Source organism: Paenarthrobacter sp. NPDC089322 (assembly GCF_040684895.1).
GTDB lineage: Bacteria > Actinomycetota > Actinomycetes > Actinomycetales > Micrococcaceae > Arthrobacter.
Genome location: NZ_JBFBGW010000003.1, coordinates 272,861 through 286,120 on the forward strand (window position 1 = coordinate 272,861; position 13,260 = coordinate 286,120).

A 13,260-nucleotide genomic window follows, 5' to 3' on the forward strand; every position below is an offset into this window, starting at 1 on the left:
GTCTCCTGAGGTCTACGGAGTCATTCGGCTGACGGGATCCGGCCGCAGCCCCTTGCCTAGCTCTGGAGCGCGTTGGCTGCTTCCAGTTGCAACGAGCGTGCCGTGCTCGCTTCAAGCTCAGCTGCAAGTTCCGGGTTCTCGTTGAGCTTGACGCCGTAGCCCGGCATCATGTCCTTGAGCTTGGACTGCCAACCCTTGAAGTTCTTGGGGAACGATTTTTGCAGCAGCTCGATCATGATCGGCACGGCAGTGGACGCTCCCGGGGAAGCGCCCAGCAGGGCACCGATGGAACCGTCGCGGGAAGCGATGACCTCTGTGCCGAATTGCAGGATGCCGCCCTTTTGCGGGTGCTTCTTGATGATCTGCACGCGCTGTCCTGCCGTGATGAGTTCCCAGTCACCGCCGGCCGCCTCCGGGTAGTACTCACGCAAGGACTCAACCTTGGCCTCGTGGCGCTTTGCCACTTCCTTGATCAGGTAGGCCGTGAGGTCCATGTTGTCCTTGGCCACAGCCAACATGGGGATGATGTTTCCGGGACGGATGGACAACGGCAGGTCAAGGTAGCTGGACGTTTTGAGGAAGTTCGTGGAGAAACCCGCGTACGGGCCAAAGAGCAGGGACCTCTTGCCGTTCACGAACCGGGTGTCCAAGTGCGGGACAGACATGGGCGGTGCCCCCACTGATGCCTGGCCATAGACTTTGGCGCTGTGCTGGCTGGTGATGGATTCATCCGTGCAGCGGAAGAACTGGCCGGACACCGGGAAACCACCGTAGCCCTTGCTCTCGGGGATGCCCGAAGCCTGCAGCAGGTGGAGTGCTCCACCGCCGGCTCCAACAAAGACGAACTTCGCGTGGATGCGCCCGTGCTCGCCGGACTTGCGGTGCTTGAGGGACAGGTCCCAGCCGCCGCCCGAGGCACGGTGGATGTTGGTGACGTCGTGACCGTAGTTGACCTCGGCGCCGCTGCCCTGCAGGTAACCGGTCAGCTCCCGGGTCAGCGCGCCAAAGTCGACGTCGGTGCCTTCAGCTGCCCGGGTGGCGGCAACGCGTTGCTTGCGGTCGCGTCCCTTGACGATCAAGGGGGCCCACTTTGCGATCCGTTCCTGATCCTCCGTGTACTCCATGCTCCGGAAGAGGGTGTTGGGCTTCAGTGCCTCGTACCGCGTCTTGAGGAAGTTCGCGTGGTCGTCCCCAATGACGAAGCTCATGTGCGGGACGGTGTTGATGAAGTTCTTCGGCGAGCCGATGACTTTGCTGTCCACCAAGTGGGACCAGAACTGGCGGGAGAGCTGGAACTGTTCATTGATGTGGATGGCCTTGGAGGGATCAACGGAACCGTCCTTGGCCGCGGGGGAGTAGTTAAGCTCACACAGCGCGGCGTGCCCGGTGCCTGCATTGTTCCAGGGGCCGGAGCTCTCGAGCCCGGCCTCATCGAGCCGTTCAAACAGGGAGATGGTCCAGGTGGGTTCGAGTTGCTTGATGAAAGCACCAAGGGTGGCACTCATGATTCCGCCGCCTATAAGGACGACGTCGGCATGTTGAGTCTTGGAAATGAAGGTCACGATCAATCTCCGTTAGCGGCGGCACTGGCTGTCACAGAATATCCCCGCGCAGACCCAATACTGAAATTGTGGGGAATCGTCAAGGCTTTAAGCGGACGTTTGTGAAAACTTCGTTCAGAACAGGGGAAGCCGGGTAGTTTTCCACCTTGTTGGACAGGGCGAGGGCGGAGATGGGGAAGGCGATCGGAACGGCTGGAACGGACGCTGCAATCTCGGCGTTGACAGCCTGGTATTGGGTGTTGCGGTCATCGCCGTCAGGCAGTGCGCGTGCCCTCTCGATCTTATGGAACACCTCGGAATCCGAGTACCCGAATTCGCCGCTCGTCTCTCCAAACAGGGGGCCCAGGAAGTTGTCGGCGTCGGCATAGGAACCGTTCCAACCGAGCAAATGCAAGGCGTGGTCACCCGGCGATTGGACCTTCTGCAGGTAACCCTCCTCCCACTCCACGGGAACAGGCTTGATGTTGAGGCCCACGGCCACCAATTGACGGCTGATCTCCGCGTAGATCTTCTCCGGAGTCGGCATGTAGGCGCGGGTTGCGTTGAGGGGGTAGTAGAACTTCAGCTCCTCGCCCTTGTACCCCGCCTTCTCCAAGAGTTCCTTGGCCTTTTCCGGGTTGTAACCCAGCGACGGAGCATTGTTGTTGAAGCCGCTGAGCTTTGGCGGAACGAACTGGGAAGCCTGTGCCGTGTTGTCGATGAAGAACCGCCTGATCAGCGTTTCCTTATCAATGGCCATTTCTATCGCCTGGCGGACCTCAAGTTTCTCGAGGGGTGCCACGGCCTGGTTAATGCCCAGGTACATCACCGAGAACGGGTCGCGCTGAATGATCTGGACACCCTTCTTGACCAGCTCATCGAAAGTACCCGAGGTCACCAGGTCATAGGCGTCGATCTTGCCATCCAGCAAGGCCTGCTGACGCGTCTCCGCGTGGTCGTAGGGTATGAAATTGATCGTTGCGATCTGGCCCCTGTCGCCCCAATAACCCTTGTAGCTGGTCAACGTAATCTTCTGCTCGTCCCACGTTCCGAACTCATACGGTCCGGTTCCCACAGGATGACCCGCGTAGGCAGAGACAGCCTGGCCGTTCTGCACCTTGTCCAGGACGTTGGCCGTTTGGGCTTCCAAGGCCGCGGGGGACGAGATCGCGAAGGCAGGTAGCGTCAAGGCCTGGAGAAATCCCGTGAACGGCCGGGTGAGGTTGATCTGCACGTCGCTGGCAGAAATTACCTTGCAGTCCTTGAAGATAGAGAACACCGGTTGGTCCGAATAGGCTTGGAAAACACTCTGGAAGGAGATCCCCGGAGCCTGTTTCCTGAGCTCTGCCGGGAAAGTGAACCAGCGGTTGAAATTGGCGCAGACTGCCGCCGCATCAAACGGCGTACCGTCGTGGAAGGACACCCCGGACCGCAACGTGAAGTCGTAGCTCAGCCCGTTGTTGCTGTCTTTCCATTCCGTCGCGAGCAGGGGAGTGGTTTGTCCTGTAGCGCCATCCACGCCCACCAATCCTTCAAGGACCTGGCGGGTAATCCTGTAGGACTCCGAATCCGCAGTCATGGCAGGATCCAGGCCCAAGGGCATCGATGCCGTTCCAAAGTTGAAAATGGCTGAGGGCTCGGCCGCCGCTGTACTGCTTCCCGACGACGAAGGGGCAGGTCCAGGTGTTCCGGTGCAGGCAGCGAGCCCCAAGACCATAGCGATGGCTCCGAGCTGTACTGCCAGCCGCCGTAACTTGCTGCTTGCCACTCTTGTCCCCTCAAGCCGGTCGGAAGTGCTGTGTCCGGCGTCGGCCAGACCGCATTCCAGTCTAGTTGAACGTCCTGGTGGCCCCGTGTCGCAGGCATGCAGGACATGGTCCCCGTCTGCTGGAGGAAGAAATGCCCCCGATCCAAAGCGAACCGGGGGCATATGGGAGATCGCGGTTCTTCACCACTGTGCGCGGTTCACCACTGTGCAGGTTCACCACTGTGCGCAAGGGGGGACTTGAACCCCCACGCCCGAAGGCACAGGAACCTAAATCCTGCGTGTCTGCCAATTTCACCACTCGCGCTGGACGGTCGCTGTCCCTGCCTCGCGGGCCGGTGCAGCGTCCTACCGGCCTCCAGTGTACCCGTTACTTATCGAGCTTAAGATCCCGCCGCAGCTTGGCGACATGCCCTGTGGCTCGGACGTTGTACTGGGCGAGCTGGACCTTGCCGTCGGGATCCACCACAATGGTCGAGCGGATGAGACCCATGTAGGTGCGGCCATAGTTCTTCTTTTCGCCCCACGCCCCATAGGCCTCAGCCACGGAATGGTCTTCATCGGAAAGCAGCGGGAACGTCAGCTGCTCCTCCTCCGCGAACCTGGCCAATGCTTTGACGGGGTCCGGGGAGACTCCAAGGATGTCGTATCCTGCCGCTTGCAGGGAGGCGAGGTTGTCCCGGAAATCACACGCTTGTTTGGTGCAGCCGGGAGTTGATGCTGCCGGGTAGAAATACACAATGGTCTTCCGTCCCCTGAAGTCGGACAGGCTGACGTCGTTTCCGGACTTGTCCTGAAGTGTGAAGTCCGGAGCTGCGTCACCGGGAATGAGTCGTTCGGCCAAAATTTGCTCCTTGCTTACGTTCGCGACTCCCCAGCATAGTGCGGAGGAGCCACGGCTTCACGCCGCACGCGCATATACTGTCGGCATGCCGGATATGGAAAGATGGCCCACCACGCGATTGCTTTCGACGGCTGCGCGGCTCGTGGAAATCTCGTGGAACGAAAAATTGAAGAACATCGGCTTGACGCATGCCGGCGTCATCGCCATGCAGGTGCTCGCGGCGAAGGGGCCCATTACGCAGGCCGCCTTGGCAGAGGTTGCCCGGGTCAAGGCGCAAACCATGGGCACTACTCTTGCGAGATTGGAACTGCACGGGCATGTCAGCCGCCAACGAAGTGACTCCGACCGTCGAAGCCATGTGGTCACCCTTACGGAGGCCGGCAGCGCCGCTTTGGCTGAAGCTGTCCGCTTGGAGCAGGACGTCCTGGCTCCTGTGGCTGTCGACACCGCCCGGCTGCGCGAGGAACTCAGGATCGTGGTCCGCGGCCTTGCGGGTACGCCCGCGCTCGAAGGCCCGGCAGGGGAGACCAGCGCCGGCACCCAATAGCGTGGCCAAGCCACCACGGGGAGTAGCTTGAGGTGAAATTCAGTGAGGCCGGTCCGCAGACCGGTTCCACGGAATAAAGCCGGAAAGTTCAAGGACAAAGAAAAAGCTCCGGATCGCATCAGCGTTCCGGAGCTTTTTCTCTTGGTGCACCCCCCGGGACTCGAACCCGGAACCCATTGATTAAGAGTCAATTGCTCTGCCAGTTGAGCTAGAGGTGCAGCTATTGTCGAAGGCGATTCGGGGAAGTTATTTCCCTGTCGACCTCCGCAACGACAGATAACTCTACACTACTTTTTTGCCGCAATTGACCAATTGCGGACATGAGTGACGTATCACACGATTGGAGGGCGGGGCGCTTTAAGGCGGCAACGCAAAAGGCCTTGGAGTGAAATTCACTCCAAGGCCTTTCCTTGGTGCACCCCCCGGGACTCGAACCCGGAACCCATTGATTAAGAGTCAATTGCTCTGCCAGTTGAGCTAGAGGTGCAGCTGTTGGTGGTGGTCCCTCGAGGGGTTTATTCCCTCGGAGATCTCCGCAACGACAAGTAACTCTACACGACATCCGCCGATGTGGGAAATCGGGGCCGACGCAGCTTAGCTTCCGGCTTTCGGGGGGTCCACGATCAGTGCGAAGTCGGGGTTTCTGTTGTTGCTGAGGACCCATATTGATCCATCCGGTGCCTTGGCGACATCCCTTAATCGCCCGTATTCGGACGTGAAGTAGGCCACGGGAGTTCCCGCCGTTTCGCCGTTGAGCGGGACTGCCCAAAGGCGCTGGCCGCGAAGTGCGCCGGTGTAAGCCACGCCATCAACGATGTCCAATCCGCTCGGTGACGCTTCCGACGTCGAGGGCCAGACGACCTTCGCGTCGATAAGGCCGCTCTTGCCGGGAGCACCCGTGACGGTGGGCCAGCCGTAGTTGCCACCAGGGATGACCAGGTTTAGTTCGTCGTCCACATCGGGGCCGAACTCACTTGCCCATAGTCGGCCTTGGCTGTCCCAGGCAAGGCCCTGCACGTTCCGGTGTCCATAGCTGTAGACGGGGTTGTCCCCGAACGGATTGCCCGGGGCCGGTTGTCCTTGAGGCGTCAGCCGCAGGATCTTGCCGCCAAGGGCGTTCGTGTCCTGCGGCTGCTCGCGCCGTTGGGAATCGCCGGTGCCCACGTAGAGGAATCCATCAGGACCAAAGCGGATTCTGCCCCCATTATGGGTGGAGGCCTTCGACATACCGGAAAAGATCACTTCGGGATCGCCCAATGACAGCTTTCCCGAGGCATCAGCCGTTAATTGCATTCTCGCTATCCGATTATCGGTGTCGGATGTGAAATAAGCGTAAAGCCAACGATCGCTGTCGAATTCGGGAGACAAAGCCAGGCCCAGCAGCCCGCCCTCCCCGCCGGGATCGACCCCGGGAACCTCGCCGACCGTCGTGGCCTGGCCATCTCGGATGCTCTTGATCAGAGCGGAATCCCGCTCCGAAACGACGGCAGTCCCATCCCCCGTGAAGACGACTGACCACGGTAGCTGCAGGTCGACGTCGAGCTTTTGCCGGACCACCAGGCTTTGCGGCGCTGTTGGCGGGGCGGAGACGCTGGTGGAGGCTGCGCCCGGACCTGGGGCGGAAGCCGCGGGAAGGCCTGGTGTCGCGCTCCCACCCGGTGTCGCGGCTGATCCTGGCGACGACGGGCTGCCCGTGCAGGCAGCGAGCACCACCACGGAGAGCGACAGGGCAGGCACGAACCGGGAGGCTACCCGCCCGTCCATTCCTGTCCTGTGCCTTCCCAATTGTCCTCCGCGGGTCTCGTGCCCGGGTCAGAGCCTGCTGCGCCGTGGTGGTCGGAAGCCTGCTGCTTCCGCGTGGGCTGCCGACTCGAACCAGACGTCGGCGCCCGCTTCTGCGTACCCGGACGAATCTTCCTCGAAGTAAGTCATGGTGGCCGCGTCTGCCTTCACGGGGTAGCCATCCGGGCTACTGCCATCGGCGGCAGCTCCCGAGGAACCGACTCCATAAGGATGGTCGGCAGCCAAGTGGCCGGATGGTGCGGCAGTCGGCTCAGGAGTGGCGTATTCTCCAGCGGAGCCGGCTGCATCGTCGGCGTCCGCCGTTTCGGCCGCGGCTGTCTCCGCCCCGGGGAGAGTGGGAGAGTGTGCATCCGTGTACTCGTGGTGATGGACAGGGGTGCCCTTTGCGTCCGTCCACGACGATTCCCATTCCGCTTTGTCCGCAGCGTCATCCGCACGCCTTCCGGCGTCGGCCACCGGCGCCGCGGCTGCTGCCGGCGTTGAGGACCCTGCTTCCCAGTCATCGACGTCGCCGCCTTGCCCCGCTGCCGTCTCTGCTTTCGTACCGATGTCCGGCTCGGAGAGGGCGGGTTCAGCGACCACGGGCGCTTCAACGGCAGGTTCGTGCACTGCGGTCGCTGATTCTTCGCCTACGTCCTTCGATTCCCGTCCGGCGTCCTCCTCCCGGATCCGCGCTTCTTCCTCCGTGGGGCCGGATCCTTCTGCCGCGGCCCTGCCCATATTGGTCACCCCGGCCAGCCCTGCAACGCCGGCTGCTGCCGCGGCGGTTTCCGGCACGGACATGGTGTTGCTTGGTTCCGTGGCGGCCGGTGTGGTGGTGCCCTGCTGACCCGGAGTGCCTTCGCCCTGGCTGACACCGGACGTTGGAGATTGCGAATTCCTGTTGTTGCGGCTCATCAGCCACCAGACAATCGCGACGATCAAGACAATTACAATGACCCAAATCAACCAGTCCATGGTGAAGCCCTTCTGCTCACAGGGGTGCAGTTAGTGGTATTTCCGACGGTACGTTGCTGCAATTGGGCTGTCCAGCATTTCGAGACGTAGCCGGCGGATCGAAATATTGTGCCTTTTGTGCGTAACCCGCCACCTTTCATCGCAAGGCGGCATGAGGGCACATAGACTTTGGCTCATGAGTGATGCCACCCGAACCGCGACAGAGACGACGCCGGACATCAAGCCCCGTAGCCGGGTGGTGACCGACGGCATTCACGCAGCTCCCGCACGCGGCATGTTCCGTGCGGTGGGAATGGGGGACGACGACTTCGCCAAACCCCAGATCGGCGTCGCGAGTTCGTGGAACGAGATCACGCCTTGCAACCTTTCCCTCAACCGGCTCGCCCAGGGCGCCAAGGAAGGTGTCCATGCCGGCGGTGGGTTCCCCATGCAATTCGGGACCATCTCCGTCTCGGACGGTATCTCCATGGGCCACGAGGGCATGCACTTCTCCCTTGTTTCACGCGAAGTCATTGCCGATTCGGTGGAGACGGTCATGCAAGCGGAACGCATCGACGGCTCCGTGCTGCTGGCAGGCTGTGACAAGTCCCTTCCCGGCATGCTGATGGCTGCCGCCCGCCTGGACCTGGCCAGCGTGTTTCTTTATGCGGGGTCCATCATGCCCGGCTGGGTCAAGCTCGAAGACGGATCGGAGAAGGAAGTCACGCTGATCGATGCCTTTGAGGCAGTTGGCGCATGTGCGGCAGGCAAAATGAGCCGTGAGGACCTGGATCGAATCGAAAAGGCCATCTGTCCGGGCGAGGGCGCCTGCGGCGGCATGTACACGGCCAACACCATGGCGTGCATCGGCGAGGCCTTGGGGATGTCCCTTCCCGGCTCGGCCGCACCACCCTCGGCAGACCGTCGTCGTGATGAGTTTGCGCGCAAGTCCGGCGAAGCAGTGGTCAACCTGCTCCGCCAGGGCATCACGGCCCGGGACATCATGACCAAGAAGGCCTTTGAGAACGCCATCGCCGTCACCATGGCGTTCGGCGGTTCCACCAACGCGGTGCTGCACTTGCTCGCCATCGCCCGCGAGGCCCAGGTGGAACTCACCCTGGACGATTTCAACCGGATCGGCGACAAGATCCCGCACCTGGGCGACCTCAAGCCCTTCGGCCGCTACGTCATGACGGACGTGGACAAGATTGGCGGCGTGCCCGTCATCATGAAGGCACTGCTCGACGCCGGTCTGCTGCACGGCGACTGCCTCACCGTCACCGGCAAGACACTCGCAGAGAACCTTGCCACCATTAATCCGCCGGACCTTGACGGCAAGATCCTGCGCGCGCTGGACAACCCCATCCACAAGACCGGCGGCATCACCATTCTCCACGGTTCCCTGGCCCCGGAAGGTGCCGTCGTCAAGAGCGCGGGCTTCGACGCTGACGTCTTTGAGGGGACTGCGCGCGTCTTCGAGCGGGAACAGGGTGCCCTTGATGCGCTGGACAACGGCGAAATCCACAAAGGGGACGTCGTTGTCATCCGCTACGAGGGCCCCAAGGGCGGTCCGGGTATGCGCGAGATGCTGGCCATTACCGGTGCCATCAAGGGAGCCGGCCTTGGAAAGGACGTCCTGCTGCTCACGGACGGCCGCTTCTCGGGCGGTACCACCGGCTTGTGTATTGGCCACGTTGCGCCGGAAGCCGTCGACGGCGGCCCCATCGCCTTCGTCAGGGACGGCGACCGGATCCGCGTAGACATCGGAGCGCGGTCCTTCGACCTGCTGGTGGACGAGGCCGAACTCGAGGCCCGCAAGGTGGGATGGGAGCCGCTGCCGGCCAAGTTCACCAAGGGCGTCCTCGCCAAGTACGCCAAGCTCGTCCACAGTGCCTCAACGGGCGCTTACTGCGGGTAGAAGCATCGCGGCTCCGCCCCGCTCTTCGGAGCGGAGTCCGGTAGGCGGACAACGGGGTCCGAATAGTGAGATACGATGATGCTCAATTGACACGTATCTCACTTTGAGGGAACACTGAACGCATGATCTCATTCGTTACCTTCGGCGTCGTCGTCCTTACCAAGCGCGTGGCATAGCCCGACTGGTAACGAACTGTCACGCGCAACCCCTCGAAGAGCCGCAAGGCTGAGGGGTTTTTTTATTACCTGAGGTCGATTCGCAGCGCGGTATGGCTGCACCAAGAAGCAAGACACATCAACTGAAGATCCACTAAGGAAGAGTCCGATGAGCAAAGGATCGCCGATCAGCCCCTCGCTGATGGCTGCAAAGTCCGCTGGAGCCCCCAAAGCTCCGGAAAAGGTCGACCGGACGGCAGAGTCCGTCGTCGTCGATGCTGCTGCACCTCTCTCTCCTGTACTTGGGCCGAACAACGTTGTACCCCCAACGGTGATGACCGGCTCGCAAGCAATTGTCCGCTCGCTCGAAGAACTCGGCGTGGACGATATTTTTGGTTTGCCCGGTGGCGCGATCCTGCCCACCTACGACCCCTTGATGGCTTCCAGCATGAATCACATCCTGGTCCGTCACGAACAGGGAGCCGGCCACGCCGCGCAAGGCTACGCCATGGTCACCGGACGGGTAGGCGTTTGCATCGCTACCTCCGGCCCCGGTGCCACCAACCTCGTTACCGCCATCATGGACGCCCACATGGACTCCGTGCCGATGGTTGCCATCACGGGCCAGGTCTCCAGTGCAGTCATTGGCACTGATGCCTTCCAGGAAGCCGACATCGTGGGCATCACCATGCCCATCACCAAGCATTCCTTCCTGGTGACCGACCCCAACGACATCCCGCACGTCATGGCAGAAGCTTTCCACCTCGCATCCACCGGACGTCCCGGCCCCGTGCTCGTGGACATCGCCAAGGATGCCCAGGTTGGCCAGATGACGTTCTCGTGGCCTCCCAAAGTGGACCTGCCCGGATACCGTCCGGTGGTCCGCGGCCACAACAAGCAGGTCCGCGAAGCCGCAAAGCTCATTGCAGCCTCCAGCAAGCCCGTCCTCTACGTAGGTGGTGGCGTCATCAAGGGGCACGCTTCGGCTGAACTGATGGAGTTGGCCCTGGCAACCGGGGCGCCCGTCGTGACCACGCTGATGGCCCGCGGTTCCTTCCCCGACTCGCACCCGCAGCACGTCGGCATGCCCGGCATGCACGGCTCCGTTTCTGCTGTCACCGCCCTCCAGCAGGCAGACCTGCTCATCACCTTGGGTGCGCGGTTCGACGACCGCGTGACGGGTGTGCTGAAGACGTTCGCTCCGTTCGCGAAGGTGATCCACGCGGACATCGACCCCGCGGAAATTTCCAAGAACCGGACAGCCGATGTGCCAATCGTCGGCTCCGTCAAGGAAATCATTCCGGAACTGACCGAGGCAGTGAAGGCCCAGTTCGAGCAGAGCGGTACGCCGGATCTTGAGTCGTGGTGGGCTTTCCTGAACAACCTGCGCGAAACCTACCCCTTGGGCTGGACGGAGCCGGATGACGGACTCACCGCTCCCCAGCGGGTGCTCAAGCGCATCGGCGAGCTCACCGGACCTGACGGTATCTACGTGGCCGGCGTGGGCCAGCACCAGATGTGGGCTGCCCAGTTCATCAAGTACGAGCGTCCCCACTCCTGGCTGAACTCCGGCGGGGCCGGAACCATGGGATACTCGGTTCCGGCAGCCATGGGCGCCAAGGTTGGTGAACCGGACCGCGTGGTCTGGGCAATCGATGGTGACGGCTGCTTCCAGATGACCAATCAGGAATTGGCCACCTGTGCCATCAACAACATCCCGATCAAGGTTGCCATCATCAACAACTCTTCGCTGGGCATGGTCCGTCAATGGCAGACCCTGTTTTACGAAGGCCGCTATTCCAATACGGACCTGAACACGGGCCACGACACCATCCGAATCCCGGATTTCGTCAAGCTGGCAGATGCCTACGGCTGCGCTGCGCTGCGGTGCGAGCGCGACGAAGACATCGACGCCACCATCCAGAAGGCACTGGAAATCAATGACCGCCCTGTAGTGATCGACTTCGTGGTCAGCCCCAACTCGATGGTGTGGCCCATGGTGCCCGCAGGCGTCAGCAATGACCAGATCCAGGTTGCCCGCAACATGACCCCGGAATGGGAAGAGGAGGACTAGGCATGAGCCGCCACACACTGTCCGTTCTGGTCGAAGACAAGCCCGGCGTGCTGACCCGCGTAGCCAGCCTCTTCGCCCGGCGCGCTTTCAACATCAATTCCCTTGCTGTGGGACCAACCGAGGTCCCCGGCATGTCCCGCATGACGGTTGTCGTCGACGCCGACGGCGACCTCATCGAGCAGGTCACCAAGCAGCTCAACAAACTGGTCAACGTGATCAAGATTGTGGAGCTGACTTCTGAATCTTCCGTACAACGAGACCACATCCTGGTCAAGGTACGTGCGGATGCCGCAACACGTCTGCAGGTCACCCAGGCTGCAGACCTGTTCCGTGCCGCTGTCGTCGACGTGTCTACAGACTCGTTGGTGATCGAGGCAACCGGTACCCCCGAAAAGCTCGCAGCACTGCTTTCGGTGTTGGAGCCGTTCGGCATCCGCGAAATCGTGCAGTCCGGCACCTTGGCCGTTGGACGGGGATCCCGCTCCATGAGTGACAGGGCGCTTCGCTCCGCGTGAAACCAGGCAGGTTCAGTCGATGTCATCGTTGACTGGGCCCGCCGAGCGTTGCGTCCAGTACCGCAGCACCACAATCAATATCGAGAAATCCACTCAAGAGGAGTTACGCAAGTGACTGAAATGTTCTACGACGACGACGCAGACCTGTCGATCATCCAGGGTCGCAAGGTCGCCATTGTTGGCTATGGTTCCCAGGGCCACGCCCACGCGCTCAACCTGCGCGATTCCGGCGTCGACGTCGTCATCGCGCTCAAGGACGGGTCGAAGTCGACCGCCAAGGCCGAGGACGCAGGCTTCACGGTCAAGAACGTTGCCGACGCCGCCGAATGGGCAGACGTCATCATGATCCTGGCGCCGGACCAGCACCAGCGTGCGATCTACAACGACTCCATCAAGGACAAGCTGACCGAAGGCAAGGCACTGGCCTTCGCCCACGGCTTCAACATCCGCTTCGGCTACATCGAAGCTCCGGCAGGCGTTGACGTCATCCTGGTTGCTCCGAAGGCACCGGGTCACACCGTTCGCCGCGAATTCGAAGCAGGCCGTGGCATCCCGGACATCATCGCGGTTGAGCAGGACGCTTCCGGTTCCGCCTGGGAGCTGGCCAAGTCCTACGCCAAGGCCATCGGCGGCACCCGCGCCGGCGTCATCAAAACCACCTTCACTGAAGAGACCGAAACGGACCTCTTCGGCGAGCAGTCCGTCCTCTGTGGCGGTGTCTCCCAGCTGGTCCAGTATGGCTTCGAAACCCTCACCGAAGCCGGCTACCAGCCGCAGATCGCCTACTTCGAGGTGCTGCACGAGCTCAAGCTCATCGTCGACCTCATGTGGGAAGGCGGCATTGCCAAGCAGCGCTGGAGCGTTTCCGACACCGCTGAGTACGGCGACTACGTCTCCGGCCCCCGCGTCATCACCCCCGAGGTGAAGGAAAACATGAAGGCTGTCCTCGCGGACATCCAGAGCGGCGCCTTCGCCAAGCGCTTCATCGACGACCAGGACAACGGTGCCGTCGAGTTCAAGGAACTGCGAGCCAAGGCAGAGCAGCACCCGATCGAGGAAGTTGGCCGCGAGCTGCGTTCGCTCTTCTCCTGGCAGCAGCAGGACGAGGACTACGTTGAAGGTTCGGCAGCCCGCTAACCTTCCACCCGCAACGCCCGTCCGG

The 13,260-nt window shown here is 61.8% G+C and carries 10 protein-coding genes and 3 tRNA genes; 5 read left to right on the plus strand and 8 right to left on the minus strand.

The features are described 5' to 3' along the window. Positions 1-56: 56 nt before the first annotated feature. From AB0N65_RS05250 to bcp, 4 genes are all read right to left on the minus strand, one after another. Positions 57-1,562 (minus strand): malate:quinone oxidoreductase, encoded by a 1,506-nt coding sequence (locus tag AB0N65_RS05250; protein ID WP_364158636.1) that lies wholly within the window; start codon positions 1,560-1,562, stop codon positions 57-59. A 79-nt stretch (positions 1,563-1,641) separates the two neighbouring features. Further along, a complete protein-coding gene (locus AB0N65_RS05255; protein WP_364158638.1) occupies positions 1,642-3,309 on the minus strand; it encodes an ABC transporter substrate-binding protein in 1,668 nt (555 codons plus the stop codon). 222 nt (positions 3,310-3,531) lie between these two features. Beyond that, a tRNA-Leu gene (locus AB0N65_RS05260) sits at positions 3,532-3,613 on the minus strand. 63 nt (positions 3,614-3,676) lie between these two features. Next, positions 3,677-4,150, minus strand: coding sequence for a thioredoxin-dependent thiol peroxidase (gene bcp, locus AB0N65_RS05265; protein ID WP_364158641.1), 474 nt, complete (start codon positions 4,148-4,150; stop codon positions 3,677-3,679). An 85-nt stretch (positions 4,151-4,235) separates the two neighbouring features. Here bcp and AB0N65_RS05270 point away from each other — a divergent pair, with 85 nt between their 5' ends. Further along, positions 4,236-4,697, plus strand: a complete 462-nt coding sequence (locus tag AB0N65_RS05270; protein WP_364158644.1) for a MarR family transcriptional regulator — start codon at positions 4,236-4,238, stop codon at positions 4,695-4,697. A gap of 142 nt (positions 4,698-4,839) precedes the next feature. Here the strand turns inward: AB0N65_RS05270 and AB0N65_RS05275 are convergent. The 4 genes from AB0N65_RS05275 to AB0N65_RS05290 all read right to left on the minus strand — a co-directional run bounded on the left by AB0N65_RS05275 (position 4,840) and on the right by AB0N65_RS05290 (position 7,457). Then, positions 4,840-4,915, minus strand: a tRNA-Lys gene (locus AB0N65_RS05275). A gap of 193 nt (positions 4,916-5,108) precedes the next feature. Continuing rightward, positions 5,109-5,184, minus strand: a tRNA-Lys gene (locus AB0N65_RS05280). 107 nt (positions 5,185-5,291) lie between these two features. Next, on the minus strand, positions 5,292-6,461 hold the full coding sequence (locus AB0N65_RS05285) for a PQQ-dependent sugar dehydrogenase (RefSeq protein ID WP_364158647.1): 1,170 nt from the start codon (positions 6,459-6,461) through the stop codon (positions 5,292-5,294). A gap of 48 nt (positions 6,462-6,509) precedes the next feature. Further along, the gene (locus AB0N65_RS05290; RefSeq protein ID WP_364158650.1) at positions 6,510-7,457 is read right to left on the minus strand and encodes a hypothetical protein; all 948 of its coding nucleotides are present in this window, start codon (positions 7,455-7,457) and stop codon (positions 6,510-6,512) included. A 175-nt stretch (positions 7,458-7,632) separates the two neighbouring features. On the opposite strand from AB0N65_RS05290, the gene ilvD reads away from it, so the two are divergent. The 4 genes from ilvD to ilvC all read left to right on the plus strand — a co-directional run bounded on the left by ilvD (position 7,633) and on the right by ilvC (position 13,235). After that, on the plus strand, positions 7,633-9,354 hold the full coding sequence (gene ilvD, locus AB0N65_RS05295; RefSeq protein WP_364158653.1) for a dihydroxy-acid dehydratase: 1,722 nt from the start codon (positions 7,633-7,635) through the stop codon (positions 9,352-9,354). A gap of 324 nt (positions 9,355-9,678) precedes the next feature. Then, positions 9,679-11,583, plus strand: coding sequence for an acetolactate synthase large subunit (locus AB0N65_RS05300; RefSeq protein ID WP_364158656.1), 1,905 nt, complete (start codon positions 9,679-9,681; stop codon positions 11,581-11,583). 2 nt (positions 11,584-11,585) lie between these two features. After that, complete coding sequence (gene ilvN, locus AB0N65_RS05305) at positions 11,586-12,098, plus strand: acetolactate synthase small subunit (RefSeq protein WP_011775174.1); 513 nt, start codon at positions 11,586-11,588, stop codon at positions 12,096-12,098. 111 nt (positions 12,099-12,209) lie between these two features. After that, positions 12,210-13,235, plus strand: a complete 1,026-nt coding sequence (gene ilvC / locus AB0N65_RS05310) for a ketol-acid reductoisomerase (protein WP_364158660.1) — start codon at positions 12,210-12,212, stop codon at positions 13,233-13,235. Positions 13,236-13,260 lie beyond the last annotated feature (25 nt).